The sequence below is a fragment of the Pseudarthrobacter sulfonivorans genome (assembly GCF_031454915.1).
In the GTDB taxonomy this organism is placed as follows: domain Bacteria; phylum Actinomycetota; class Actinomycetes; order Actinomycetales; family Micrococcaceae; genus Arthrobacter; species Arthrobacter sulfonivorans_C.
Genome location: NZ_JAVDRS010000002.1, coordinates 314,332 through 339,903, shown reverse-complemented (window position 1 = coordinate 339,903; position 25,572 = coordinate 314,332). Strand labels below are relative to the sequence as shown.

21 protein-coding genes are annotated in these 25,572 nt (G+C 66.7%); 11 read left to right on the top strand and 10 right to left on the bottom strand.

Annotation, left to right across the window (positions count from 1 at the left end; translation table 11 throughout):
- The first annotated feature begins 183 nt into the window (after positions 1 to 183).
- From J2808_RS05445 to J2808_RS05430, 4 genes are all read left to right on the top strand, one after another.
- Entirely contained in the window at positions 184 to 981 is a 798-nt protein-coding gene (locus J2808_RS05445; RefSeq protein WP_309812833.1) for an IclR family transcriptional regulator, read from the top strand.
- Between the two features lie 139 nt (positions 982 to 1,120).
- A complete protein-coding gene (hutU, locus tag J2808_RS05440; protein ID WP_309812830.1) occupies positions 1,121 to 2,830 on the top strand; it encodes a urocanate hydratase in 1,710 nt (569 codons plus the stop codon).
- A 91-nt stretch (positions 2,831 to 2,921) separates the two neighbouring features.
- Positions 2,922 to 4,526, top strand: coding sequence for a histidine ammonia-lyase (gene hutH, locus J2808_RS05435; RefSeq protein ID WP_309812828.1), 1,605 nt, complete (start codon positions 2,922 to 2,924; stop codon positions 4,524 to 4,526).
- 159 nt (positions 4,527 to 4,685) lie between these two features.
- Positions 4,686 to 4,922: a hypothetical protein gene (locus tag J2808_RS05430; protein ID WP_309812825.1), complete on the top strand. Its 237-nt coding sequence runs from the start codon at positions 4,686 to 4,688 to the stop codon at positions 4,920 to 4,922.
- Positions 4,923 to 4,999: 77 nt separating this feature from the next.
- Here the strand turns inward: J2808_RS05430 and J2808_RS05425 are convergent, their stop codons facing one another.
- The 5 genes from J2808_RS05425 to J2808_RS05405 form a co-directional block, all read right to left on the bottom strand.
- The gene (locus tag J2808_RS05425; RefSeq protein WP_309812822.1) at positions 5,000 to 5,257 is read right to left on the bottom strand and encodes a hypothetical protein; all 258 of its coding nucleotides are present in this window, start codon (positions 5,255 to 5,257) and stop codon (positions 5,000 to 5,002) included.
- Between the two features lie 163 nt (positions 5,258 to 5,420).
- Positions 5,421 to 5,819 carry a universal stress protein gene (locus tag J2808_RS05420; RefSeq protein ID WP_309812820.1) on the bottom strand — a complete coding sequence of 133 codons (399 nt, stop codon included), beginning with the start codon at positions 5,817 to 5,819 and terminating at the stop codon, positions 5,421 to 5,423.
- 60 nt (positions 5,820 to 5,879) lie between these two features.
- Entirely contained in the window at positions 5,880 to 7,484 is a 1,605-nt protein-coding gene (locus J2808_RS05415) for a tripartite tricarboxylate transporter permease (RefSeq protein WP_309812817.1), read from the bottom strand.
- Positions 7,484 to 7,996, bottom strand: a complete 513-nt coding sequence (locus tag J2808_RS05410; RefSeq protein ID WP_309812815.1) for a tripartite tricarboxylate transporter TctB family protein — start codon at positions 7,994 to 7,996, stop codon at positions 7,484 to 7,486. The genes J2808_RS05415 and J2808_RS05410 overlap by 1 nt, the downstream gene beginning before the upstream one ends.
- The gene (locus tag J2808_RS05405; RefSeq protein ID WP_309812811.1) at positions 7,993 to 9,003 is read right to left on the bottom strand and encodes a Bug family tripartite tricarboxylate transporter substrate binding protein; all 1,011 of its coding nucleotides are present in this window, start codon (positions 9,001 to 9,003) and stop codon (positions 7,993 to 7,995) included. Before J2808_RS05405 ends, J2808_RS05410 begins: the two co-directional genes overlap by 4 nt.
- A 241-nt stretch (positions 9,004 to 9,244) precedes the next feature.
- Here J2808_RS05405 and J2808_RS05400 point away from each other — a divergent pair, with 241 nt between their 5' ends.
- Together J2808_RS05400 and J2808_RS05395 are read left to right on the top strand one after the other, a co-directional pair.
- The gene (locus J2808_RS05400) at positions 9,245 to 10,822 is read left to right on the top strand and encodes a sensor histidine kinase (RefSeq protein ID WP_309814177.1); all 1,578 of its coding nucleotides are present in this window, start codon (positions 9,245 to 9,247) and stop codon (positions 10,820 to 10,822) included.
- Complete coding sequence (locus J2808_RS05395) at positions 10,819 to 11,496, top strand: response regulator (RefSeq protein WP_309812808.1); 678 nt, start codon at positions 10,819 to 10,821, stop codon at positions 11,494 to 11,496. The genes J2808_RS05400 and J2808_RS05395 overlap by 4 nt, the downstream gene beginning before the upstream one ends.
- Before the next feature lie 46 nt (positions 11,497 to 11,542).
- On the opposite strand, the gene J2808_RS05390 is transcribed toward J2808_RS05395, so the two are convergent.
- From J2808_RS05390 to hutG, 3 genes are all read right to left on the bottom strand, one after another.
- A complete protein-coding gene (locus J2808_RS05390) occupies positions 11,543 to 12,553 on the bottom strand; it encodes a cation efflux transmembrane domain-containing protein (protein ID WP_309812805.1) in 1,011 nt (336 codons plus the stop codon).
- Complete coding sequence (locus tag J2808_RS05385) at positions 12,550 to 13,080, bottom strand: transporter substrate-binding domain-containing protein (protein WP_309812802.1); 531 nt, start codon at positions 13,078 to 13,080, stop codon at positions 12,550 to 12,552. Before J2808_RS05385 ends, J2808_RS05390 begins: the two co-directional genes overlap by 4 nt.
- 87 nt (positions 13,081 to 13,167) lie before the next feature.
- On the bottom strand, positions 13,168 to 14,178 hold the full coding sequence (gene hutG, locus J2808_RS05380; protein WP_309812799.1) for a formimidoylglutamase: 1,011 nt from the start codon (positions 14,176 to 14,178) through the stop codon (positions 13,168 to 13,170).
- 204 nt (positions 14,179 to 14,382) lie between these two features.
- On the opposite strand from hutG, the gene J2808_RS05375 reads away from it, so the two are divergent.
- Positions 14,383 to 15,687 (top strand): cation:proton antiporter, encoded by a 1,305-nt coding sequence (locus tag J2808_RS05375; RefSeq protein WP_309814174.1) that lies wholly within the window; start codon positions 14,383 to 14,385, stop codon positions 15,685 to 15,687.
- Between the two features lie 100 nt (positions 15,688 to 15,787).
- Here the strand turns inward: J2808_RS05375 and J2808_RS05370 are convergent, their stop codons facing one another.
- Complete coding sequence (locus J2808_RS05370) at positions 15,788 to 17,230, bottom strand: NCS2 family permease (RefSeq protein ID WP_309812796.1); 1,443 nt, start codon at positions 17,228 to 17,230, stop codon at positions 15,788 to 15,790.
- A 173-nt stretch (positions 17,231 to 17,403) separates the two neighbouring features.
- Between J2808_RS05370 and J2808_RS05365 the strand changes: the two genes are divergently transcribed.
- Positions 17,404 to 19,797: an excinuclease ABC subunit UvrA gene (locus tag J2808_RS05365; RefSeq protein WP_309812793.1), complete on the top strand. Its 2,394-nt coding sequence runs from the start codon at positions 17,404 to 17,406 to the stop codon at positions 19,795 to 19,797.
- An 82-nt stretch (positions 19,798 to 19,879) separates the two neighbouring features.
- Positions 19,880 to 20,524, top strand: a complete 645-nt coding sequence (locus J2808_RS05360; protein WP_309812792.1) for a copper resistance CopC family protein — start codon at positions 19,880 to 19,882, stop codon at positions 20,522 to 20,524.
- On the opposite strand, the gene J2808_RS05355 is transcribed toward J2808_RS05360, so the two are convergent.
- On the bottom strand, positions 20,521 to 21,162 hold the full coding sequence (locus J2808_RS05355; protein ID WP_309814171.1) for an NAD(P)/FAD-dependent oxidoreductase: 642 nt from the start codon (positions 21,160 to 21,162) through the stop codon (positions 20,521 to 20,523). The two genes, J2808_RS05360 and J2808_RS05355, sit on opposite strands and share 4 nt — an antisense overlap.
- A gap of 421 nt (positions 21,163 to 21,583) precedes the next feature.
- Between J2808_RS05355 and J2808_RS05350 the strand changes: the two genes are divergently transcribed.
- Positions 21,584 to 22,621: a universal stress protein gene (locus J2808_RS05350; RefSeq protein WP_309812788.1), complete on the top strand. Its 1,038-nt coding sequence runs from the start codon at positions 21,584 to 21,586 to the stop codon at positions 22,619 to 22,621.
- An 89-nt stretch (positions 22,622 to 22,710) separates the two neighbouring features.
- Positions 22,711 to 25,488 carry a PEP/pyruvate-binding domain-containing protein gene (locus J2808_RS05345; RefSeq protein ID WP_309814168.1) on the top strand — a complete coding sequence of 926 codons (2,778 nt, stop codon included), beginning with the start codon at positions 22,711 to 22,713 and terminating at the stop codon, positions 25,486 to 25,488.
- Positions 25,489 to 25,572: the final 84 nt, after the last annotated feature.

Here is a 25,572-nt window from a genome sequence, read left to right as displayed (position 1 = left end):
TCTACCGAACAGCCCTGCGCTTCGGGCTTCAACGTCTCCGCGTTGCTGCACCATGGGCGAATGTCTGGTATACCGGACATTAGGCCAGGTGTATGGCGCAACGGCCTCTGGCGCGGGATGCAAGCTTAAGTACGGGATCCCGGACACCCGGCGAAGACGACGGCGACGCAATCGGAGGACATAGTGGCAGGCACTGAAACAAAGGTGACGTCCAAAGTCCCCGCTGCCGAGAACACCCTTCGTATCCTCAAGCTGCTGGCCTCGAAGCGCGGGCCCATGGCGGCGTCGAGCATTGCCACGTCCCTGGACCTGCCGCGTTCCAGCGTCTACCACCTGCTGGGCGTGATGGAGGCGAACGGTTTTGTCCTCCATCTCCACGAGGAGCAGCGGTACGGGCTCGGCATCAGCGCCTTCGAACTGAGTTCGGCTTACTCACGGCAGGAACCGCTGTCCCGCCTGGGCCGGCCGCTGCTGGCCTCTCTGGTGGACGTCATCGGCGAAAGCGCGCACCTGGCGGTGCTTCATGGCCGGGACGTGCTGTATATCGTGGAGGAGCGGGCCAAAAACCGCCCGTCCCTGGTGACCGACGTTGGCGTCCGGCTCCCCAGCCACCTCACCGCCAGCGGCCGCGCCATCCTGGCGGCACTGCCGAAGTCACAGGTTCGTGCGCTCTACCCGAACGCCGCAGCTTTCACGGCACGGCATGAGGTGGAGGGCGCCATCATGAAGTACTCGGCGCTGTCCTCGCACCTGGACCAGGTCCGGCAGCGCGGCTTTGCCACCGAACATGGCGAAGTGACGCCCGGGTTCGGGTCCATCGCCGCCGCAGTCACCGACCACGTGGGCTGGCCCACCGCGGCCGTGGCCGTGACGTTCCTGGAGGACAAGTTGCCGGCCGACCAGTGGCCGGCACTGGCTGCCCGCGTGCAGAAGGTGGCGGACGAGCTCTCGGTCCGCATCCACGGCCGCCCGGCCATATAGCCCATCCGGCATGTCTGGAATCCCGGACAGCACCGCTCCCAAAGCCCTGTTTGCCCCGGCGCGAAGGGGCTTTAGTAGATACAGAACCTCTTCCCACCACCGCGGGCCGCACGCTCGCCCACAACACGAAGGAGCCCTTATGGCACCCGCCGATTTCACCACCGGTGCCCGCCCGGTCAAAGCAGCCCGCGGCACCAAGCTCACCGCCAAGAGCTGGCAGACGGAAGCCCCGCTGCGCATGCTCATGAACAACCTGGACCCCGAGGTGGCCGAACGCCCGGATGACCTGGTGGTGTACGGCGGCACCGGCCGCGCCGTGCGGTCCTGGGCCGCGTTCGACGCGATCACCCGCACCCTCGAAACGATGGAGAAGGACGAGACCCTGCTGGTCCAGTCCGGCAAGCCGGTCGGCGTCTTCCGCACCAACGAATGGGCGCCGCGCGTGCTCCTGGCCAACTCCAACCTCGTGGGCGACTGGGCTAACTGGCCCGAATTCCGTCGGCTCGAGGCCGAGGGCCTGATGATGTACGGCCAGATGACCGCCGGGTCCTGGATCTACATCGGCACCCAGGGCATCCTGCAGGGCACCTTCGAAACCTTCGCCGCGATCGCCCGCAAACTTACCGGCGACGAAAACGGCACCCTCGCCGGCACCCTGACCCTCACCGGCGGCTGCGGCGGCATGGGCGGGGCACAGCCGCTCGCCGTCACGCTGAATGAGGGCGCCTGCCTGATTGTCGACGTCGACGAGACCCGCCTGCGCCGCCGCGCCGGCAAGCGGTACCTCGACGAGGTCGAAACGGACCTTGAGACCGCCATTGCAAAGGTCCTCAAGGCCAAGGAGGAGCGCCGCGGGTGGTCCGTGGGCTACGTCGGTAACGCCGCCGAGGTCTTCCCGGAGATCCTGCGCCGCCACAACGCCGGGGAGCTAACGGTCGACATCGTCACGGACCAGACCTCCGCCCACGACCCCCTGAGTTACCTGCCCGAAGGCATCTCGGTGGAGGAATGGCACCGCGAGGCCGAAGCGGATCCGGAAGGCTTCACCAAGAAGGCCCAGGCCTCGATGGCCAGGCACGTCCAGGCCATGGTGGAGTTCCAGGACGCCGGCGCCGAGGTGTTCGACTACGGCAACTCGATCCGCGACGAAGCCCGCAAGGGCGGCTACAGCCGCGCGTTCGAGTTCCCCGGCTTCGTTCCGGCCTACATCCGCCCCCTGTTCTGCGAGGGCCTGGGTCCGTTCCGTTGGGTTGCCCTGTCCGGGGACCCGGAAGATATCCGCGTCACGGATGAGGCCATCAAGGAACTGTTCCCGGAAAACAAGCACCTGCATCGCTGGATCGACGCGGCCCAGGAACGGGTCGAGTTCGAAGGCCTGCCCGCCCGGATCTGCTGGCTGGGCTACGGCGAACGTGCCAAGGCCGGCCTCCTGTTCAACCAGCTCGTCAAGGAAGGCAAGGTCAAGGCGCCCATCGTGATCGGACGCGACCACCTCGACTCCGGCTCCGTCGCGTCCCCGTACCGCGAAACCGAGGCTATGGCCGACGGCTCCGACGCGATCGCCGACTGGCCCATGCTGAACGCGCTGCTCAACACCGCCTCCGGCGCCACCTGGGTCTCCCTCCACCACGGCGGCGGCGTGGGCATCGGCCGCTCCATCCACGCCGGCCAGGTGTCCGTCGCCGACGGCACCGACCTCGCCGCCCAGAAGCTCGAACGCCTCCTCACCAACGACCCCGGCATGGGCGTCATCCGCCATGCCGACGCCGGTTACCACCGCGCCGTCGAGGTCGCCAAAGAGCGTGGCGTCCGCATCCCCATGTCAGAGACGGCGCCGGAAACCCTCTGACCAAGTCCAAACCCACATCGACTGCTCCGTGGATGCCGTTTTGAGCCACCAAAAGGGCCCCTACGGAGCAATCGATCAAGAAGTAGGAATCATGACTATTACAGCCAATGCACCAACCCACGAACCGCTCACCGTTACCCTCGGCTCCAGCGGCGTTACGCCCGAGGACGTCGTCGCCGTCGCCCGCCACAACGCCACGGTGACCATCGCCCCTGAAGCGTTGGACAATGTCGCCAAGGTCCGCGCGCACATCGACGGCCTGGCCAACAGCGAGACTCCCGCCTACGGCATATCCACAGGCTTCGGCGCGCTGGCCAACCGCCACATTCCCAACGAACTCCGTACACAGCTGCAGAAGTCCCTCATCCGCAGCCACGCCGCCGGCATGGGCCCGGCCGTGGAGCGCGAGGTAGTCCGCGGCATCATGTTCCTGCGCGCCAAGACCCTCGCCTCCGGACGCACCGGCGTCCGCCCCGTGGTGCTGCAGACCATGGTGGACGTGCTCAACGCCGGCATCACGCCCGTGGTCCGGGAGTTCGGGTCACTGGGCTGCTCCGGAGACCTCGCCCCACTGTCCCACTGCGCACTGGTGCTCATGGGCGAGGGCGAGGCGGAAGGGCCCGACGGCGTGACATACGGCGGGCGCGGCGAACAGCCTGTCGCCGTACTGCTCGCGGAACACGGCATCGAGCCCGTGACCCTTGCTGAAAAGGAAGGCCTGGCGCTGGTCAACGGCACCGAAGGCATGCTGGGCATGCTGCTGATGGCCATCGCGGATATCCGCCGGTTGCTCACGACGGCGGATATCACCGCAGCGATGAGCGTCGAGGCGCTGCTTGGTACAGACCAGGTGTTCCTGCCGGAGCTGCACGCGGCGCTGCGCCCGCATCCGGGCCAGGCTGCGAGTGCGGACAACATGCTGCGGGTGCTCTCCGACTCGCCAATCGTTGCCTCGCACCGCGTGGGGGATTCGAAAGTGCAGGATGCTTACTCGCTGCGCTGCGCACCCCAGGTGGCCGGCGCGGTACGGGACACCGTGGACTACGCCGCGCTGGTGGCGTCCCGGGAACTCGCCGCCGCCATCGACAACCCCGTGGTCCTGCCCGACGGCCGGGTCAGCTCAAACGGCAACTTCCACGGAGCGCCGGTGGCCTATGTGCTGGACTTCCTGGCCATTGCGGTGGCGGACCTGAGCTCCATCGCCGAGCGCCGGACCGACCGGATGCTGGACCCGGCCCGCTCGCACGGACTTCCCGCCTTCCTGGCCGCGGATCCGGGCGTTGATTCCGGCCTGATGATCGCGCAGTACACGCAGGCAGGGCTCGTCTCCGACAACAAGCGGCTGGCCGTCCCGGCGTCGGTGGACTCGATCCCGAGCTCAGCGATGCAGGAAGACCACGTTTCCATGGGCTGGCACGCCGCGCGCAAGTTGCGCAGGGCAGTGGAGAACCTCCGCCGCGTCCTGGCCATCGAACTGGTCACCAGCGGCCGGGCCATCGATATCCGCACCCAGCTGTCGGGCGGAAAGCTGCTTCCCGGGCCGGCAGGTGCTGCCGTTATCGCTGTGTTGCGGGACGTCGTGGACGGCCCCGGCACCGATCGGTTCCTGTCGCCCGAACTGGAAGCGGCTGACCGGCTGGTCCACTCCGGTGAGGTGATTTCGGCTGCCGAATCCGCCGTCGGAATTCTTGCTTGACCGGGAATATTCTTCGGTCTCAACGACTTTCCGGGCTAATGCCGAAATATGGTGCAACACGCACATTTCCGGCCAAGGAAGTGTAGTAAAACTGAAGGTGTAGTAAAAGTCACATCAACGAGGCTGTGGCAGGACGTATACAAAGGGGTAGAAGTTCAAATGAAAGCACGTGGGGCTGTCCTGTCGAGGCGCAACGCACATTCCGCCATCATCTCTGACTGGAGAACATTCCGGGCCGGGGACCAGGTGGAAGTCATCAAGCACGCGCATGTCATTGCGGCGGGCGAGGTGGAAGAAGTATCGCAGAGCGGGAATGTGTTGTGGCTCGTGCCGGCTGGGCCGTCAGAGGAACAACTTTTCCTGAAATCCGACGGTGTACAGGTTCGGCGGAGCTGACCCTGAACGCAAAAAAGTCCCTGCCATCCGGTCTGACGATCGGGAGGCAGGGACTTTTTCTTTAGCGCATGGTTGAATCAGGCGGCGATGGCCTCGTAGGTCTCGCCGAAGGGGACCGATTCGTCCAGGGCCACGGTAAAGCGTCCGGGGCGCAGCCGGGTCACCAGGATGCCGCAGGCTGCATCCTTGGCGGTTTCGATCAGAGTGGCAACAGCGTTGTCCAGTCCTTCGTGCATCTCCTCGGCAGTGGCAAACTGCAGGTCGAGGGACCGGGCGTCTGAGGCCTCGTTGGCCGCAGCGGCGGTCAAGGGGCGTTCCAATATTGCTGTAGTCATAGCTTCAACTATACCGGGCTGGGTGAAAGATGTCAGATGACTGCTAACTTAAGCGGCCAGGCGCCAAAAAACCGAAGCTTGTTCGCCGGCCCCATTCTGACGGCAGGGGGCCGCGAACAAGCTTCGGCCTGGAAGCCAGTGGCCTCAGGAGGGGCCTGGCTTATCAGCCTGCGCTGGCTTTGACCGCCAGCACGGGACAGTCAGCCTCGAGCAGGATCCGCTGGGATGTGCTTCCCATGATCAGTTTGCCCACCGGAGTGCGGCGGCGCAGGCCGATCACGATCAGCTCGGCGTTGTGCTCTTCAGCCGCGTCCAGGACCTCCGCCGCTGCGTCGTGGCCGCGGACCGGCTGCTTGATGACATGGTCGATCCCGTGGGATGCCAGGCGTTGGTCGATGCTTTGCACCTCGTCCTGCTGCGCGTACCGGTTATCCACCAGGGCGTCGCCTTTGGAAGAGTTGATGACCAGCAGTTTGGACCCGGATTTCCGCGCCTCCTCGATGGCTTGGGTCAGCGCCGCTTCGCCTTCGGGGGTAGGGACGTATCCCACCACGATCGTCATGGTTGCTCCTTAATCTCTGTAAGTGTGTGATGGTCTGCCGCGCGGCGGGCAACGAACTGCTTAGCCGTCGCCATCGCCGCCGGATGTTCCGTCGGCCCGGTGGCTCTGGTGGCTGATGGTGCCGCCGGCATCCCGCGGGGGGACTGCGCCGGAGCCGGTTGAGGGGATGGTGCTGGCTGCCGGACGGTTGCGGCGGATCAGCTTGAACAGCAGCGGCCACAGGAGGATGAGCGCCACGATGATGTAAACGGTGACGGCGATCGGCTCGCTCCAGAGGCCGGCAGGGTCGCCGGCGCTGAGCTGCAGCGTCTGGCGGAGCTGCTTCTCCAGGCGCGGTCCGAGGATGACGCCGAGGATGAGCGGCAGGACGGGAAGTCCGAAGCGCCGCATCATGAAGCCCAGCGCGCCGAGCGCCAGCAGGAGCACCAGGTCGAATGCCTGCAGGTTCACCGAGTAGGCGCCCAGCGTGGCGAAGAACAGGATGCCGGCGTACAGGTACGGCCGCGGAATCTGCAGGAGCTTCGCCCACATCGGTGCCAGCGGCAGGTTGATGATCAGCAGCAGCAGGTTGCCGATGAAAAGGCTGGCGATGAGGGCCCATACCAGCGGTCCCTCGCTTTCGAACAGCTGGGGCCCGGGCTGGATGCCGTACTGCGTGAACGCTGCCAGCATCACTGCCGCCGTGGCGTTGGTGGGCAGGCCCAGGGCCAGCATCGGTGTCAGGGTGCCCGCAGCTGCAGCATTGTTGGCTGCTTCCGGACCGGCCACACCCTCGATTGCGCCTTTGCCGAACTCTTCGGGGTGTTTGCTGAGGCGCTTTTCCGTCACGTAGGAAAGGAACGTGGGAATTTCGGCGCCGCCGGCGGGCAGTGCACCGAAGGGGAAGCCGAAGGCCGTGCCGCGGAGCCAGGGCTTCCAGGACCGCTTCCAGTCCTGCTTTCCCATCCATGGACGTCCCACGGGAATGACCTGCAGGGGGTTGCGGCGGAGGTGCGCGGCAACCCACAGTGCCTCGCCGACGGCGAAGATGGCCACTGCCACCACCACGATGTCCAGGCCATCCGCCAGCAGCGGCACGCCAAAGGTGAGCCGGGCCTGGCCGGTGACCGAGTCCAGGCCCACCAGGCCAATGGCGAGGCCCAGGCCCAGGGACGCGAAGCCCCGAAGCCGCGAGGAGCCGAGGACGGCGGTGACCGCCAGCAGGGCGAGAACCATGATGGCGAAGTAGCTCGGGGCACCCAGGCTGACGGCGAAGTCGACCACGATCGGAGCGCAGAGTGCCAGGAGTGCGGTGCCGATGGTGCCGGCCACGAACGAGCCAATGGCCGCCGTCGCAAGCGCCTGTGCGGCCCTGCCGGCTTTCGCCATCTTGTTGCCCTCGATGGCGGTGACCACCGACGACGATTCGCCCGGCGTGTTAAGCAGGATGGAGGTGGTGGAGCCGCCGTACATGCCGCCGTAGTAGATGCCGGCGAACATGATGAAGGCGCTGGTGGGTTCCAGTGCGTAGGTGACCGGAAGCAGCAGTGCCACGGTCATGGCCGGGCCGAGGCCCGGGAGGACGCCGACGGCGGTACCCAGGACGACGCCGATGACGGCGTAAAGGAAATTCATGGGGGTCAGGGCGGTGGCAAAGCCGTCCATCAGGGAGGAGAAGACATCCATCAGAGAATCCCTTCCAGGAGACCGGCGGGCAGGTTAATGCCAAGGCCAAGGTAGAAACCGTAAAAGGTCAGGAGGGAGAGGGCCACGGAGATGAGGCCGTCACGGATGTAGTTCCGGCCTCCCAGTGCCCAGACGCTGCCCCAGAAGAGGATGGTTCCCGAGATAACCCAGCCTGCCCAGTCGATCAGCAGGATGTTGGCCACGAAGGCTCCCACCAGCGGCAGGACGGTCTTCCAGTCGGCGGGGTGGGTGAGGTCCACGTCCTCGCCGCCTTCGGCTTCGCCCTGGCCGCCGCGGAGCACGTTGACGGCCAGCAGGACAGCGCAGGCCAGCAGCAGGCCGCCCACAATGAACGGCAGGGTTTTTGGTCCTACGGGATCAGACTGGGAGTAGGGGGTGACGATGCGGGCCGCGTCCGCGATGACCAAGGCCCCGGCCGCCCCGAGCAGGAGGGCAACCCCCAGCTCGGAGCGGCCTTTGAGCCGTGAGGCCAGTGTTGGTGAGGAGCTCACGCCAGGCCAAGCTTCGTGAGGACGTCCGCCACCCGCTTGTCCTGCTCGGCCAGGAAGCTTTCGAACTCAGCCCCGGTGATGAAGGCGTCGCTCCAGCTGTTGGTCTTCAGGGCTTCCTTCCAGGCAGCCGTGCCGTGCATCTTTTCGAGCGCGCCGATCAGCTTGGCCTTGTCGGCGTCGGTGATGCCCGGAGGGGCCACGATGCCGCGCCAGTTGGTGAACACCAGGTCGATGTTGGATTCCTTGAGCGTGGGTGCGTCCACGCCTTCGAGCCGGTTCTCGCCGCTGGTGGCCAGGACGCGGACCGCGCCGGATTCGATCTGCTTGAGGTACTCACCTGCGCCGGAGGCCGCGAAGCCCACCTTGTTGCCCAGGATGGCCGGGAGGAGGTCTCCACCGCCGTCGTAGGACACGAAGTTCACCTTGGTGGCGTCGATGCCCAGCGCGCCGGCAAGCTGCATCGGCAGGAGGTGGTCCGGGCCGCCCGGCGAGGAGCCGCCGCCAACACTGATGGCACCGGGGTTGGCCTTCCAAGCGGTCACCAGGTCGTCGATGGTCTTGTAGGGCGAATCCTTGCTGACCATGATGGCGCCGGGTTCTTCGATGAGCCGGGCCAGGGGAGTGGTGGCCGTGAGCTTGGACTCGGACTTGTTGGTGTAGCTCGCGCCCACCACGCCCAGGCCCATCAGCATGGTGAGGTCGCCGTTGCCCTTTTCGTTGACGATCCGGGCGAGGCCCACCGTGCCACCGGCACCGGCGAGGTTGAAGACTTCGGGGTTCGTGGCGATTTTCTCGTCTTCGAGGACTTTGGCCGCCACGCGGGCGGTGGTGTCGTAGCCGCCACCCGCAGTGTTGGGGACCATGATCTGGAGCCCGGTCAGCGGGCCGGCGGGGGCGCCGGAGGTGGCTCCGTCAGTAGAGCTCTTCCCGGTGGCACCGCAGCCGGTGGCCATCAGGGCGATGCCGGCGGCGACGGCGGCAATTCGCAATGCGCGGATCTGGCGCATGGTGTTCCTCTTCTCTAAATCTGATCAGCAAGAAACTGACTGGTGATCTGATGCTAGGCCCGTAAGTGATCGGCATCACTCTTGTGTACGCAGAGAAAGTTAAGTTCATTGCGTTCACGTTTCCGGCGGCACACCCGGGCTCTGTAGCTGGCATAGTTCAGGTAGCCTGACCACCAGAGGACCCAACCACCAGAGGTCCCAACCACCAGAGGAAAGAACCACAGTGACTCGACGAAGAGGAATGTCCCTTGCGGGGCAGTACCTGGTTCTGCAGTTGCTGATTGTCCTCGCTGTCCTCGTCGCCGTGGTTGCCATTTCCCTCGCCCAGTCCGCCGCGGCGTTTGAACGGACGGAGGGCCGCCGGGCGCTGGCCGCCGCCGAAGCCCTGGGGGCCAACCCCACCGTGCGTGAGCTGCTCCCCGCTGCGGAGCCCCGCGTCGGCTCAGCCCTTCCTGCTGTAGCCGAGTCGGTCCGGACGGTCTCGGGATCCTCGCATGTGGCGCTCGCCAGGCTGGACCGCACCGTGGTTGCTTCTTCCGATCCCGGCCTCCTGGGCCAGTCGCTCGAGCTGGGCGGCAGCCGGGTGATGGAAGGCCGTGCCTGGACAGGCGTGGTGGACGGCTCCGGCACCCAGGAATTGTCTGCCCACGTGCCCGTCCTGGACGACGCCGGGAAAATGATCGGCATCGCGTCCGTCAGCCGGAACTACCCGTCAACCCTGGAGCGGCTGGGGGACGCCGTGCCCAACCTCCTCACGTACCTGGGGGTGGCGAGTGTGTTGGGCGTAGCCGGCTCGCTGCTGCTGGCCCGGCGGGTGAAGCGGCAGACGCTCGGCATGGAACCCAGCGAAATTACCGGGCTGGTGGAGAACCGGGAGGCTTTGATCCACGGCCTGAAGGAGGGGGTGGTGGCGCTCGACCCGCACGAGCGCATTACGGTGGCCAACGACAGTGCCCGTGCGCTGCTCGGCCTCCCCGCCGACTGCGTGGGCAAGAGGCTGCACAGCCTCCCCGTGGAGCCTGCCCTGAAGGACGTCCTCACGCGCGAGCAGCCGGGGCCGGACCAGCTGGTACTTGTGGGCGACAGGCTGGTGGTCCTGAACCGCGTCCCCATCAGGTCCCGCGGCCGGGACATCGGCTCCGTCACCACGCTGCGGGACCGGACGGAACTCTCGGCCCTCGAGCGCGAACTTGGCACCACCCGGACCGCCACCGACACGCTCCGGGCCCAGGCCCACGAATTCGCCAACCAGCTGCACGTGATCTCCGGCCTCATCCAGATCGGCGAATACGATTCCGTGGTCCAGTTCGTCAACGGCGCCACCCTGGACAGGACCCGGCTCAACGACGACGTCACCAGCCGCATCCAGGACCCGGCGCTCGCCGCCCTGCTGATCGCCAAGTCCAGCCTGGCCACCGAACGCGGGGTCGCCCTGCAGCTGGACCCCGAATCCGGGCTGGCGCGTGTGGACGATGAGCTGTCCCGCGACCTGACCACCGTCGTCGGGAACCTGGTGGACAACGCGTTCGACGCCGTCTCCGGGCTTCCGGAGCCGGCGGTGCGGGTGCTGGTGGAGGACACGGCCGGCGCCGTCACGGTCACCGTGCGTGATACCGGCCCAGGCGTCACCGGCGACGCGGGGGAGATCTTCCGGCAGGGTTTCACCACCAAGGAACCGGGGGCCGCAGGCAGCAGGGGCTTTGGCCTTGCCCTCTCCCGGGTGGTCTGCCGGCGCAGCGGCGGCGACCTCACCGTGGCCAACGACAACGGGGCGGTTTTCACGGCGCGGTTCAAAAGAACGGGGAGACTGGAGCCATGATCAAAGTCCTGATTGTTGACGACGACTTTATGGTGGCCAAGGTCCACGCCGGGTTTATCCAGCGCTCTCCCGGGTTCACGGTGGTCGGGGTGGCCCACACCGGCGCGCAGGCTGTGGTTGAAACAGAACGCCTCCAGCCGGACCTGGTGCTGCTCGACATCCACTTGCCGGACATCAACGGGCTGGACCTGATGCACAAGCTGCGCGAGGTGGCACCGGAACTGGATGTGCTGGTGATCAGCGCCGCCCGCGAAGTGGACACGGTGCGCAAGGCCCTCCGTGGCGGGATTGTGCACTACCTTATCAAGCCCTTTTCGCAGACTGACCTGCAGGAACGGCTGGAGCACTACCGCCTCGCCTACCAGGGCCTGGACTCGTCCAAGGACGTGGCGGAGCAGTCGGACGTCAACCGGGTGTTCGGGCTCGACAGTGCTGGAGCCCAAGGCGGGCGGCCGCTGCCGAAGGGCTGCAGCGTCGAGACCCTGAAGCTGGTGGAATCTGCCCTGAAAGCGGCCGACGGCGACCTGTCCGCCAACGAGGTCGCCGTCCAGTTGGGCACGTCCCGGGTCAGTGCCCGGCGGTACCTGGAGTACCTCCACGACGAAGGCGTGCTGGACGTCCGGCTCAAGTACGGAGTGGGCCGGCCGGAGCGGCGCTACGTGCTCAAGGTTTAGCACCACCGGCAGTTAGCTGACTGCCCTCGTCCGTGACCTGTCCCCGTCAGCGTTCGCCGCCGGAGGTCACGCCCGGCAGGAACTCGGACGGAAGTTCCGCTACTGGGATGATCACCATGTCCTGGACCTTCCAGTCGAACTGGATGCACGCCTTCCGGGCGGCCTCCAGCTGCTCGAGGGTGGGCATCCTGCCGCCCGCGGGGACGACGAACGACTCCACATGGAACACATGGCCTTCGTCCCGGATCCTCGACTGCGCGGTCTCGGTCCAGTCGAGCCCGCAGAGATATTCGTCCAGCCGGTGCCCGATCGGGTGCGGCTCCTCGTCGTCGTACGTCCTGGCCCGCTTGTCCATCAGGGCCGAGACGGCGGCACGGGTGTTGCGGACGCCGTCGTGCAGGATGCTGCCCGAGATGATCAGCGCCGCAGCGTAGTCGGCCCACCACCAGCCCAGCCCGATGCCGGCCACGCCCACCGCTGCTGCTGCGGCGGTCATCCAGTCCGCCTTGTTCATATCCGCGTCGGCGTACAGGACTTTGTCGTGAAGCTTTTCGGCCAGCTTCATCTTCACGTGGCCCAGGTAGATGGGCGGGCCCGCGGTGAGGAGCATCGCCGCCATCATCACCCAGCCCAGCCAGATGGTCTGGCCAAAGAAGTCGAAGCCGCCGATGGTGGGGTGCTCGGCGCTCAGCAGGCCGATCCCCGAATCAACAATCAGGTAGGCGCCCATCACGGTCAGGGCGACGGCGGCCACCACGTGTGCGATTCCGACGGCACGATGGAACCCGTAAGGGTGCTCCTCGCTGGGCTTCCTGCGGATGACCCGGGCGGCCAGCAGGAAGGAGATGGGCGGCAGGAAGGACAGGAGGTCCTCCACCCACGCTGCCTTCATCGCCTGCGAGTTACCCAGAACCGCGAAGACCAGCACTGTGGAGGCAGCCAGGAAGCCGATGGTGATCCACTCGAATTTCACTGCCTTGCGCAGCGCAGCCTGCTGTTCGTCCGGGAGTTCGGTGTGTCCGAAGCGGGCGGGACTGTCACCCTTCAGGATGGTCATCGCTGCTCCTTGGCTTCCATCAGGAACTTGTCCAGCTCCAGGAGGAACGCATTTTCGCCGAGGGGCACCAGCATGACGTGCTTCTGGAGCGCCCCGTGGCTGTCGCGTGATTCCGCGTAGACCCGGGTCAGTCCGCCGTGCTGGGCCCATGGTGTCTTGTCGTTGAGGCCGCCGATAACCAGGTCCAGCTCCGCGTGCTTGAGCTCTTCCGCCAGCACGTGTTCGGTCCCGGACACCCACTCGATTTCGGCACCGAGCCGGGCAGCAAACCTGCGGACCAGCTCGGCTTCGGTGCCCTGGACGTCCTCATCCGGCCGGGGGCTGGCTGGCTGGGTGCCCTGCCCGCCGCCGGAGGCCGCTGAGAACTTCACCCAGTCGCCGTTCTCGCTCGCCCCCACGCGGAGAGTTCCGGCGGCGACCCGCTCCAGCGTGCCGGATGGATCTGCAGGATACGTCCCGCAGCCGGCAACGGAGACTACCGCGGCGAGGGCCAGGACGGCGGCCAGCCTGTTTCCTCGATGCCCCATTCCGGCTCCTCCGTTAGGCGTCTGTGAACTCCAGTAGACAGCCTACTTACTTTCCGCGCCCGCGCCGCCGAATACGGTTGGATCAGCCTAGTGAAGCAGAGTGTTCACCAGCCGGGCGGCCACCTTGGCGGTCCGCCCGTCAATGTCGAATTCGGGGTTCAGCTCCGCCACATCGAGGTGCAGCAGCTTGCCGCTGTCAGCCACCTGGCGGCAGACCGCGCTGATCACCGGCAGGGGCACTCCATACGCGGCCGGGGCACTCACTCCGGGAGCCACCGACGCCGGCAGGACGTCCAGGTCGATGGTCAGGTAGAGGACGTCCACGCTGTCCACGAACTGAGCGACGAACCCCGCCACCCGCTCCGCCGTGCAGTCCTCGTCCAGCAGGTACTGCACGCCCAGCCGCTCCGCCGTCGTGAAGAGTGCCCGGGTGCTGTTCGGCTCCGAAATCCCGACGACGGCGTACCTGAATTCGCGCCCAGCGGCGGCTTCCGCCCCGGCCATCTGGAGGAACGGCGTGCCTGAACTGGGCAGGGCTTCCTGACGGAGGTCAAAGTGGGCGTCAAGGTTGAGGACGCCCAGCCGCTGGCCGCCGCGTACTGCTTCAGACCCTGCCACCCCCAGATAGCTGGCGTAGGCGGTTTCGTGCCCGCCGCCGAGCACTACGGTGAGGCTGCCGCCGTCGAGCATTGCGGTAATCGCCTGCCCGGCGCGGGCCTGGCCAGCCTCGAGGGCGCCGTCCGAAACCACAATGTCGCCGGCGTCCGACACGGCACGGTCCAGGTGAAAGGCCAACGGGCCGAGGGCAGCGCGGATGGCCGCCGGTGCCTGGGCGGCCCCGGTCCGGCCCTTGTTGCGGCGTACGCCTTCATCGCTGGCAAAGCCGAGGATGATGGCCGGGCGGGACGTGGCTGTTTCAGTTGATGCCGCGGGTTCCGGCGGCACCGCACTGGCACCGCCGTTGTTGTTGTTGTTGTTGTTAGTGCCCGTGTACGGCGAAACCGCCTGCCACCAGCGCCGGTGTTCGTCGCCGTCGCCGTCGAACCGCCCGGTCCAGGGCTGCGGCGGGACGTCAACGGTGGGTGCAGTGGGGGTCATGCCTCAAGCTCACCGCATGCCCGCCGCCGAAGCGAGCAGGACCGCCGTAGTGCTGTCTGAAATCCCGGAACTCACGCGGAGGGAATCCACCATCGGCGCCAGTTGGTGTGGTGGCCGCACGCGCGGGGCTAAAGTGGAGCAACCCCCCCCGTGGGCGTGTCCGAAGTGGCGGCGCCCCAGGGCAACGACGCAGGCCGGAGCCATATGTTTGAAGCCCCCAGCATCCTCTTCGCCGCGGCAGGCGCTGCCGTTTTTGTTGCTGCGGTCCTTCCCAAGCTCCTGCGCAACGCACCTTTCTCGATGCCCATGGTGTTCCTGGGCGCCGGGCTGGCGGCCTTCTCCGTGATCCCTGGCCTGCCGGACCCTGACCCGATCGTGCACAGCGGTTTTGCCCTGCACCTCGCCGAGGTCTGCGTCATCATCTCCCTGATGGGTGCCGGCCTTGCCCTGGACCGGCCTGTGGGGCGCCGCAGCTGGTCCACAACCTGGCGGCTCCTCGGAATTGCCATGCCGTTGTGCATTATTGCCCTGACCCTGATGGGGTTGTGGTTCCTTGGCCTGGGGCTCGGCGCAGCGCTGCTCGTGGCCTCCAGCCTGGCGCCCACAGACCCGGTGCTGGCATCGGAGGTGCAGGTGGGCGAACCTGCCGACGAGGAAAACGAGGCCAACCAGGAGGATGAGGTCCGGTTCGGCCTGACTTCCGAGGCCGGCCTGAACGACGGCCTGGCATTCCCGTTTGTGTACCTGGCCATCGCCATCAGTGTGGTGGGGGCGGCGCCGTCAGCGTGGTTCCCGCAGTGGTTTGGGATCGACGTCGTTTGGCGGCTGGGCCTTGGAGTGCTGCTTGGTTTCGGCATCGGCAAGTTGCTTGCCCTGCTGTTCTTTTCCGCCAAGAAGCAAAGCCTGAGGCTCGCCAACCACTCCGAAGGTTTCGTTGCCCTGGCTGCGACGTTCCTGGCGTATGGCCTCACCGAGATGGTGGAAGGCTACGGGTTCATCGCGGTGTTTGTCTGCGCGGTCACCATCAGGTCCGCGGAACATACCCACGGCTACCACCGCGTGCTCCACTCCTACGTGGAACAGCTCGAACGGCTCATGACCGTGGTGATCCTGGTGCTGCTGGGAGGTGCCATTGCCCGCGGGCTCCTGTCGGAAATCGGCTGGGCCGAGCTCCTTGTCGCGCTGGCGTTCCTGCTCGTGGTGCGGCCGGCCGCGGGCTGGATCGGTCTACTGGGCGGAAAAACGGGCCCGCGCGAACGCATTGCCCTGTCCTTTTTCGGGATCCGCGGCATCGGCTCGCTGTACTACCTCGCGTACGCGCTCGGCAAGGGTCAATTCACGGAGGAGGCCCAGTGGCTGTGGTCCTTTGTAGGGCTGGTGGTTGCGCTGTCCATAGTTATCCATGGGGCCAGCACCTCGCCCCTGATGAACCGCCTGGACCGCCTCCGGGAGCGGAAGGCCATGGCGGACACCGGCGACGAGGGCAAGGCCCCCACCACGCCCGTTTAGGACGGCACCTGGTAAGTGCGCACCCGGACGGAACGCACCCGGACGTGAATCAACAGCCGGGACCTGCGGCTGTGCCCAGCCGAGACGTTCGGTTTGGGCCCTAGATCATGCCCAGGGCGGCCTCGATGGGTCCCACGGCGAAGAACAGCAGGAACGCCCCGGCCACGGCCCACATGAGGGGGTGGACATCCTTGACCCGGCCCTGGACCGTGCGGATGATGACATACGCGATGAAGCCGGCGCCCAGGCCATTGGCGATCGAGTACGTGAACGGCATGAGGGTGAAGGTGAGGAAGGCCGGGATGGCAATGCCCCAGTCCTGCCAGTCGATCTTGCCCACCTGGGACACCATCATGAAGCCCACCACCACCAGGGCCGGAGCCACCGCCTCGAACGGGACGAGGTTGATCAGCGGGGTGAAGAACATGGCCACGAGGAACAGCAGGCCGGTGACGATGGAGGCCACGCCGGTCCGGGCGCCCTCGCCGATTCCGGCGCCGGCCTCAACGTAGATCTGGTTCGAGGAGACGGACGCACCGCCGCCCACGATGGCGCCCAGGGCGTCCACCTGCAGCACGCGGTCCACATCCGGAATGTTGCCGTCCTTGTCCACGGTGCCCGCCTCGTTGGCCAAGCCAACCATGGTGCCCATGGCGTCAAAGAAGATGCTCAGCAGGATCACAAAGGCCAGCAGCGTGGCGGCCACAAAGCCCAGGTGCTCGAAGGCGCCGAAGGGGTTCGCTTTGCCGATCAGGGACAGGTCAGGGGCGGCCCAGCCGGAGAAGGACGGCGTCACCAGGGACCAGCCCTGCGGGTTGTAGGGGCCGTCGGAAACGCTGGGGCCAATACGCAGGGTCAGTTCCAGGATCACGGAAATGACGGTGGAGGTGACGATGCCGATCAGGATGGCGCCCTTGACCTTGCGGACCACCAGGGCGATGGTGAGGATCAGCCCGAAGACGAATACCGCCGTCGGCCAGCCGAGAAGTTTGCCGTCATAACCCAGGCTGACGGGGACCGTGGTGCCGGCAACGTCGGGGATGCGGCGTACAAAGCCGGCGTTGACCAGCCCGATCAGGGCGATGAACATGCCGATGCCCACCACAATGGCGGTCTTGAGCCCGTCCGGCACGGCTTTGAAGACGGCGGTCCGGAAACCCGTCAGGACCAGGATCAGCATGGTCACGCCGGAGATGACCACCAGACCCATCATGTCCGGCCAGGTCAGGCCAGGGTTGGTGGCCACGGTGACGGCCACAAACGCGTTGACGCCGAGGCCCGCGGCCAGCGCAAACGGGTGGCGGCCCCAAGCGCCCATCAGGATGGTGAGGATACCCGCCACAAACGCCGTCACGGCGGCTACAGCGGGGAAGCCAAGGGTATTGCCGCTGGAGTCGGGCCCGGAGAGGATCAGCGGGTTCAGCACCACGATGTAGCTCATGGCGAAGAACGTCGCAAAGCCGCCGCGGATTTCCCGGGAGAGGTTGGACCCTCGCTCGGAAATCTTGAAGTACCGGTCCAGGGCAGAGCCTTGCTTAAGCATTAGTCCTCCGGGGAAAGTGTTGTGGGGATACTTGAATCCTAAAGGGCGGCGGGCCTGGGGCCGGGACAAGGTGGGCGCCGTCACAGCCCGGCCGTATGCCGCGGCAGGCGCTCGCGGGCCCGAGCCTAGAATGACTGTCAGGAACTTCACAACGCGCAAATGATGGAGACACGATGACCACTGCCACCACCACGGACGAGCAACTCCCTACGGCCCACGTTGCCGACAGTCACGATCTCATCAGTGTGCAGGGCGCCCGGGAGAACAACCTCAAGGACATCAGCATCGAGATCCCCAAACGGCGGCTGACCGTGTTTACGGGTGTCTCCGGCTCGGGCAAGAGCTCCCTTGTGTTTGCCACCATCGCCGCGGAGTCGCAGCGGATGATCAACGAGACCTACAGCGCCTTTGTGCAGGGCTTTATGCCGAATCTGTCCAGGCCCGAGGTGGACCGCCTGGAGGGACTGACCACGGCGATCATCGTTGACCAGGAGCGGATGGGCGCAAACCCCCGCTCCACGGTGGGAACTGCCACCGACGCCAACGCCATGCTCCGGATCCTCTTCAGCCGCCTCGGTTCCCCGCAGGTGGGCCCGCCCACGGCGTTCTCCTTCAACGTCCCCACCCGCAAGGCCAGCGGTGTGATGAGCACAGAGAAGGCCGGCGGCCGGGTGGACAAGAGCGTGGTGCAGAACGCTGTCTACCTGGGCGGCATGTGCCCCCGCTGCGAAGGCATGGGATCCGTCTCCGACTTCGACCTCACCGCATTGTTCGACGACAGCAAATCGCTTGCCGAGGGTGCCCTGACCGTTCCCGGCTACAGCATGGACGGCTGGTACGGCCGGATCTTCAGCGGCGCCGGCTTTAACATGGACAAGCCCATCGCCAAGTACACCAAGAAGGAAATGCACGACCTCCTGTACAAGGAGCCCACCAAGATCAAGGTCGAAGGCATCAACCTCACCTACGAGGGCCTGATTCCGAAGATCCAGAAGTCGATGCTCTCCAAGGACGTCGAAGCGATGCAGCCCCACATCAGGGCTTTTGTGGAGCGTGCCATCACCTTCCAGGCCTGCCCCGAGTGCGAGGGCACACGGCTCAGCGCGGAGGCCAGGTCTTCGAAGATCCAGGGCAAAAACATCGCCGACCTGTGCCAAATGCAGATCACCGACCTCGCCGGCTGGGTCCGCGACCTCAACGAACCGTCGGTTGCGCCCCTCCTCAAGGGCCTGCAGCACCTGCTGGACTCGTTCGCAGAAATCGGGCTGGGATACCTCTCCCTGGACCGGCCCGCCGGCACCCTCTCCGGCGGCGAGGCACAGCGCACCAAGATGATCCGGCACCTTGGCTCGTCCCTCACCGACGTCACCTATGTCTTTGACGAGCCGACCATCGGACTCCACCCGCACGACATCGAGCGGATGAACCAGCTCCTGCTGCAGCTTCGCGACAAGGGCAACACCGTACTGGTTGTTGAGCACAAGCCTGAGACCATTGCCATCGCCGACCATGTGGTTGACCTCGGGCCGGGCGCCGGCACGCAGGGTGGCAGCGTCTGCTTTGAGGGCAGCGTGGACGGCCTGCGGGCCAGCGACACCATCACGGGACGCCACCTCGATGACCGGGCCGCCGTCAGGGAATCCGTTCGCAAGCCCTCGGGCGCCCTTGAGGTGCGCGGGGCGTCCACGCACAATCTCCAGAACGTCGACGTCGATGTTCCGCTCGGCGTGCTGTGCGTGGTCACTGGCGTCGCGGGGTCGGGCAAGAGCTCACTGATCCACGGCTCGGTGGCAGGCCGCGAGGGTGTGGTGGTGATTGACCAGGGCGCCATCAAGGGGTCGCGACGCAGCAACCCCGCCACATACACCGGCCTGCTCGAGCCGATCAGGAAGGCATTCGCCAAGGCCAACGGCGTCAAGCCGGCGCTGTTCAGCTCCAACTCGGAAGGGGCCTGCCCCACCTGCAACGGCGCGGGCGTCATTTTCACCGAACTGGGCGTGATGGCCACCGTCGAGTCCACCTGTGAGGACTGCGAGGGCCGCCGCTTCCAGGCATCGGTCCTGGAATACAAACTGGGCGGGCACAACATCTCTGAGGTCCTGTCCATGTCGATGACCGAGGCGGAGGTCTTCTTCAGCGAAGGGGAAGCCCGCACGCCCGCGGCCCACAAGATCCTTGACCGGCTCGTGGACGTTGGCCTCGGGTACCTGACGCTCGGGCAGCCGCTCACCACGCTGTCCGGCGGCGAGCGCCAGCGCGTGAAGCTGGCCACGCAGATGGCGGAGAAGGGCGACGTCTACGTTCTCGACGAACCGACCACCGGCCTCCACCTGGCCGATGTGGAGAACCTGCTGGGCCTCCTGGACCGCCTGGTCGACTCGGGCAAATCAGTGATCGTTATTGAGCACCACCAGGCAGTCATGGCGCACGCTGACTGGATCATCGATCTCGGCCCCGGCGCAGGGCACGACGGCGGCAAGGTGGTTTTCGAGGGGACTCCGGCTGAACTTGTGGCCGCGAAGTCCACGCTCACCGGCAAGCACCTCGCAGCGTACGTGGCGACTTAGCCGGGACGCCCGGGGAAGGCGGTCAGCGCAGCGGCTAGGCTGAAAGGAAGACACCGGTCAACTTTAAGGGAGCAGTCCACCCATGCGATCCATCCGCCGCCAGTTGCTGAGTGCCCTGCTGGGGATCTTCGTTGTGGCCGCCGCGCTGCTGGGGTTCTCTGCCCCGGCCGTGGCGCACGATGCCGCTGAATCCAGCAGTCCGGCCCAGGGCGCCACCGTGGCGTCGCCGCCGGAGCAGGTGTCCGTCACGTTCAACAAGAACCCGTTGGGCATCGGCGCGCAGTTTTCGGTCAAGGACGCCGGCGGTTCCGAGTGGGCCGACGGTGCAGTTGAGATCGTGGATAACGTTGCGTCCCAGAAGCTGAAGGCCGGCGCACCCGCGGGGGCTTACACCGTGGCCTGGCGCGTCGTCAGCTCGGATTCCCATCCGATTGAGGGGACGTTCGGCTTTACGGCCACTGCCGCGGCGGCGGGGGCATCGACGTCGGGCGTTTCAACGCCCGGAACAACGGCGAGCCCGACGGCGTCCGCGGGCGTTCCGGGGATGGGAACCGCCCAGCCGGGAACCACGGCGGCACCGGAACCAGCAGCTGACGCGTCTGAACCGTTTCCGTGGAGCCTGGTGATCTTTGCCGCGGTGGCTCTGGGCCTGCTCGTGACCATCGGGATCCTCGCGAAACGCCGCCTGACGGCCGGCAGCGACGACGAGGACACTGAGGAGTCCTAGACGGCGGAACTCCCCGCCCAACCGGCCGGGCCGGACTCCGGGTAGACCTTGGAAGAGATGGCCTGGCCTACGGTTTTTGCCTGCCGCAGCACTTCCTTGGGTGAGGGCGTAATAAGTTCACCCACGCCTACGAGGTAGATGCCGATCTTCCGCATGGCTGCCACCAGGTTCCGGCCGACGGTGATGCCGAAGTCGCTGAGCATGCGCCGGAGCTGGCTGTGCGCGCAGCGGGTCAGCACGATGTGGTCAGCAAGCAGGATTCCGTTAGGGGTATGGACTTCCCATTGGAGGGCCGGGGGCTCCCCGGGTGCGGCAGTGGCCGGTGTGCCGGGTACGCCGCCCACCATGGTGAGCTGAACGGCCCGGGTGGTGTTGCGGACATCCATATGGTGGCTGGCGGCATAGTTGCGCAGGTGCCGGAGGATCTCGTTGCGTTCCCGGAGGGAGTCGGAGTCTGCTGCGTCGCAGCGCTGCAGTGAAGTTGTATTGGCCGGTTGCCCGGCACCCAGGATGTCCAGCCCGTCCACCACGATGGCGTCCACGCCGCGTCGGCGCAGTTCTGCGCCGACGGCGAGGCCGGAGAGCCCGGTGCCTATGATCACCGTGGTGGTCCGCTCGGTCCCGCCAGTCACAGGCATGGTTGACACTACAGTTCTCCTCCTTTGAAGGCATTCGGATGATGCAGGCGTCGTCGCCCTGCATGCGTCCCGTTACCCCCAAAGTCCGGCCGCAACACCGGCCCGCGATACACCCTTGCAGAGGGCATCAACGGACCGGCAGTGCCTCGAAGACTACAGAAGATTGGTGACGGGGGATAGCCCAAAACGAAACATTCCCCTTAACGATGGATACGGTTGCCGTTCCGGTTGCCAAGGGCTGTGGATAACTCTCTCTCAGGGGCCCCGGTGGCTTGCTAAGTGTCCGCGGACCGACAATAGTGATAAATGGAGGCAGGGCGTTCCTGACCAGCTTCGATGTCCGGGCAGCGGGTGCGGGCGGAGCGCTCATCTTCTGGCAGAATGGCCGGAACATAAGGCAGTATCGCGAGGAGGCGGCCCGATGGGCGCACATGAGATGCAACCGGACCCGGAATGGGAGAACACGGCCAATTCCGCTGCTCCCCGGGGAATAGTGGTGGGCGTGGACGGATCCGACCACGGCCAGTGCGCGCTGGTGTGGGCAGCCCGGGAGGCTGAACGCCGCCGTCGGCCGTTGCACATCGTCACCGCATATTCAGTGCCTATCTTCGCCGCGTCCGGGCTGGACGGCGGTTACGCCACGGTGGATGATTCCGTGATCCGCGAGGGTGCGGAAGCGATCATCCAGCAGGCGATGGAAAAGGTTTCCAGCTACAGCATCGACGTCGATGCCTCCGTGGAGAATGGCGACGCCTCGGGTGTGCTGCTGGAAATGTCGGAAACGGCGGAGCTGCTGGTGTTCGGGACCCGCGGCCGCGGCGGATTTGTGGGCCGCCTGCTGGGCTCAGTGAGCAGCGCACTTCCCGCCCACGCCAAGTGCCCCACCGTCACCGTGCCCCTGGTCTGTTCAGACCGGCTGGGCGAAACTACCGAGGACAAGCGCATCCGGGCCGAACAGGCCAAGGAAGGGCACAAGCAGGTCGACAACGTTGTGGTGGTAGGCGTGGACGGCTCCGAGCAGGCGCGCGTCGCCGTGCTGGAGGCCGCAGACCAGGCCGAACGGCTCGGGGCAACCCTGCGCGTGATCTGCGCCGTACCGCAGTTCAGCGGATCCCTGGCCTGGGTTCCTGCGCCGATGGACCGCAAGGCCCTGTTCGAGGACATTGAGAACCAGCTGGAAGCCGGGAAGGCCTGGCTGCGGAGCCATTACCCCAACCTCCGTGTGGAGTCGGAAGTGAAAGACGGCTCGGCCGTGGATGTCCTGGTGGACGCCAGCAGGCATGCGGAACTCGTGGTGGTTGGCACCCGCGGCCGTGGCGGCTTCACCGGCATGCTGCTGGGTTCCACGTCCGGCGGGGTCCTGCACCACACCAAGGGGCCGGTTCTGGTAGTACCGGACCGCGATGATCCCCGGCTGGCGGACCGGGCGAAGTTCGGACCCATTCTCGGCGCGGCCTGACGGACGACCCCCTTGCTGCAGGAGGCGTGAAAGTGCCTGACGACGGCGGACGGTCCCCGATCCTCGGATTGGAGGCCGTCAGCGCCGCCATGGTTCCCCTCGTGGGTGGCAAAGCCGCTAACCTCGGGGAGCTGCTGTCCGCGGGAATGCCGGTGCCGGACGGCTTTTGCCTCACGACGGCGGCCTACCGCCAAGCTACCGCCGGTGGCGGTGAGGCTGGCGCTGGCGACGCTGGTAGTGGCGGTAACGGTAGTGGCGGTGACGGGAACGGCGGAGCCGGCCCACTCGCCGGCGTCCACCAGGCCCTGAAAAACACTGCCGACGGCGACCTGCCCGCCTTGGCTGCGCTGGCCGGCCAGGCCCGGGATGTCATCCGGGCCGCGCCCGTCCCGGCGGCCATAGCCGCTGCCATCGAGACGGCCTACTCAGCGCTCGGGCACGATGTCCCGGTGGCAGTGAGGTCCTCGGCCACTGCCGAAGATCTTCCGTCCGCGAGCTTCGCCGGGCAGCAGGACACCTACCTCAACGTGGTGGGTGCTGCCGCCGTGGTGGAGGCTGTGCGCAAATGCTGGGCTTCGCTGTGGACTGACCGCGCTGTCAGTTACCGGGCCACCCGGGGAATTGATCCGGCCGCGGTGGCGCTGGCCGTTGTGGTCCAGCGGATGGTGGATGCCACGGCAGCCGGCGTACTATTCACGGCGAACCCGCTGACCAACCGCCGGCAGCAGGCGGTTATTGATGCCAGCCCGGGGCTGGGGGAGGCGGTGGTGTCCGGGGCCGTGAACCCGGACCACTTTGTGGTTGATCCCGTCACAGGCCGGATCCTGGAGCGGCGTCTCGGCGATAAGCGCATCGCCGTCCGGCCGATCCTGGGCGGCGGAACCCGGACCGAGGCGGTCAGCAACGGCGGCGCCACTGCATGCCTGACGGACCAGCAGGCAGCAGAACTTGCCGCCCTTGGCCACCGCGTGGAGCAACACTTCGGAGCGCCGCAGGATATCGAATGGGCCATCGACGGCAGCGGGCGCCTGTGGCTGACGCAGTCGCGGCCCATCACCACACTGTTCCCGGTGCCCCAGCGGACTGCCGGTAGGGCCGGCAGCTCTGCCAAACGCGCGGAGGTGAACGGCGCCCGGGTGTACCTCTGCTTCAGCCTGGCGCAGGGCCTCACCCGCCCCATTACTCCGATGGGCCTGGCAGCGTTCCGGCTGATCGCATCATCGGTGGCCCGCGCCGCGCAGTTCGACGTGCCGCAGCCACGCAACGGACCGCCGCTGTACGCTGAGGCGGGCCAGCGGATGTACTTTGACCTGACGGCTGTTGCCCGCAGCACCACTGGCCGGCGGATCGTGCCCAGGGTCTTCGACGTGATGGAAGCGCGCTCAGCCACGGTGCTGCGGAGGGTCTTCGAGGACCCGCGCTTTTCCGTGACCCGGCGGACGCCGCTGGGCCTGCTGCGCCACGTGTTGCCGGCTGCAGCGCATGCCCGGGTGCCGGAGACACTGTTCCGGGCGGCCTTACGGCCGGACGCGGCGCTCCGCCGGGCGAACCGCAAAGCGCGCGAGTTCGGGGACTCGCTCCAGCTTCCTGCCGGCGCCACTCCGCTGCAGCGGCTCGACCATGCTGAACACGTCCTTGGTGCCCGCCTTTTTTCGGTGGTGCCGTCCATCCTGCCCCTCCCGGCGCTGGGTTTCGCCTCACTGGCGCTGGCGGGGAAGCTGCTGGGCGGTGGCCGGTGGGATGACCTGCAGGTGGTACTCCGCGGGCTGCCCAACAACGTGACCACCGAAATGGACCTGGAACTGTGGCGCCTCGCCCAAGTGATTAAGAACGACGGCGGCTCCCGCGCCGCCGTGACGGGCCGGAAACCCGCCGAACTGGCCGCCGACTTCAAGGCAGGCCAGTTGCCTGCGGAACTGCAGGCAGGGCTGGCGCGGTTTATGGGCCAGTACGGGCACCGCGCCGTGGCCGAGATCGACGTCGGGATGCCGCGCTGGTCCGACGATCCCACACACATCATGGGCGTCCTGACCAACTATCTGCGCCTTGACGCTGACGCCATGGCGCCGGATGTCCAGTTCAGCAACGCCGCCGAGGAGGCAGAAGCCCAGGTGAAGAGCTTGGTGGCGGATGCCCGGTCGCGGGGCCGGCTGCGCGGTGCCGTGGTCCGGGCTGCGCTGCGGCGGACGCGGCTGTTCGCCGGCCTGCGCGAATTGCCCAAGTTCCAGCTGGTGGTGGGGCTTGCCGAGGTGCGGAAACAATTGGGCCTGGTGGGCGAGGCGCTCGTCGCCGCCGGCGCTGTGGCTGCGCCTGATGATGTCTTCTTCCTGAACCTGGACGAAGCCAGGGCCGGCCTCCTGAAGGGCGCAGTTGGGGGACCGGGCGGAGAACGCGGAAAAGGACCTCCTGACCTGCGCGGCCTGGTGACCGATCGTCGGGAGGCATACGCCGCCGAGCTGGAACGGCGCCATGTGCCCCGGTTGCTGCTCTCCGACGGCACCGAACCCGAGGCCCTGCAGCCTGCGGGCACCGCCGAAGGGTCCGCGGCGCCTGGAACCCTGACAGGGAGCCCGGCGTCGGCCGGAACCGTCACGGCACCGGCCCGCGTCATCCTGGACCCGGTGGGTGCCCACCTGGAACCGGGCGAGATCCTTGTGGCACCGTCCACCGACCCCGGCTGGACGCCGCTGTTCCTCACGGCCGGCGGACTGGTCATGGAGATGGGCGGCCCCAACTCCCACGGCGCCGTGGTGGCCCGGGAGTATGGAATCCCGGCGGTGGTGGGCGTCCCGGATGCCACCCTGCGGCTTACCACCGGCCAACAGATAACGGTCGACGGCGGCGCCGGAACCGTAGTTCCTTCGTAGCTGGGCAGGCCCGTCCCGGGAGGGGTGTGCACAGCGGTCCCCAGGCGTAACCTGATGCTATGGGCTCCAATGATGAAGTGGGGC

Bases quoted from the DNA above. Each gene is read 5' to 3' on its own strand.
- J2808_RS05365 (WP_309812793.1), top strand. From the start codon at position 17,404: ATGACCACTGCCACCACCACGGACGAGCAACTCCCTACGGCCCACGTT.
- J2808_RS05420 (WP_309812820.1), bottom strand. From the start codon at position 5,819: ATGACGATCGTGGTGGGATACGTCCCTACCCCCGAAGGCGAAGCGGCG.
- J2808_RS05350 (WP_309812788.1), top strand. From the start codon at position 21,584: ATGGGCGCACATGAGATGCAACCGGACCCGGAATGGGAGAACACGGCC.
- J2808_RS05415 (WP_309812817.1), bottom strand. From the start codon at position 7,484: ATGGATGTCTTCTCCTCCCTGATGGACGGCTTTGCCACCGCCCTGACC.
- hutH (WP_309812828.1), top strand. From the start codon at position 2,922: ATGACTATTACAGCCAATGCACCAACCCACGAACCGCTCACCGTTACC.
- J2808_RS05405 (WP_309812811.1), bottom strand. From the start codon at position 9,003: ATGCGCCAGATCCGCGCATTGCGAATTGCCGCCGTCGCCGCCGGCATC.
- J2808_RS05390 (WP_309812805.1), bottom strand. From the start codon at position 12,553: ATGACCATCCTGAAGGGTGACAGTCCCGCCCGCTTCGGACACACCGAA.
- J2808_RS05375 (WP_309814174.1), top strand. From the start codon at position 14,383: ATGTTTGAAGCCCCCAGCATCCTCTTCGCCGCGGCAGGCGCTGCCGTT.
- J2808_RS05395 (WP_309812808.1), top strand. From the start codon at position 10,819: ATGATCAAAGTCCTGATTGTTGACGACGACTTTATGGTGGCCAAGGTC.
- J2808_RS05345 (WP_309814168.1), top strand. From the start codon at position 22,711: ATGGTTCCCCTCGTGGGTGGCAAAGCCGCTAACCTCGGGGAGCTGCTG.
- J2808_RS05385 (WP_309812802.1), bottom strand. From the start codon at position 13,080: ATGGGGCATCGAGGAAACAGGCTGGCCGCCGTCCTGGCCCTCGCCGCG.
- J2808_RS05400 (WP_309814177.1), top strand. From the start codon at position 9,245: ATGTCCCTTGCGGGGCAGTACCTGGTTCTGCAGTTGCTGATTGTCCTC.
- J2808_RS05355 (WP_309814171.1), bottom strand. From the start codon at position 21,162: ATGCCTGTGACTGGCGGGACCGAGCGGACCACCACGGTGATCATAGGC.
- J2808_RS05430 (WP_309812825.1), top strand. From the start codon at position 4,686: ATGAAAGCACGTGGGGCTGTCCTGTCGAGGCGCAACGCACATTCCGCC.
- J2808_RS05425 (WP_309812822.1), bottom strand. From the start codon at position 5,257: ATGACTACAGCAATATTGGAACGCCCCTTGACCGCCGCTGCGGCCAAC.
- J2808_RS05360 (WP_309812792.1), top strand. From the start codon at position 19,880: ATGCGATCCATCCGCCGCCAGTTGCTGAGTGCCCTGCTGGGGATCTTC.
- hutU (WP_309812830.1), top strand. From the start codon at position 1,121: ATGGCACCCGCCGATTTCACCACCGGTGCCCGCCCGGTCAAAGCAGCC.
- hutG (WP_309812799.1), bottom strand. From the start codon at position 14,178: ATGACCCCCACTGCACCCACCGTTGACGTCCCGCCGCAGCCCTGGACC.
- J2808_RS05370 (WP_309812796.1), bottom strand. From the start codon at position 17,230: ATGCTTAAGCAAGGCTCTGCCCTGGACCGGTACTTCAAGATTTCCGAG.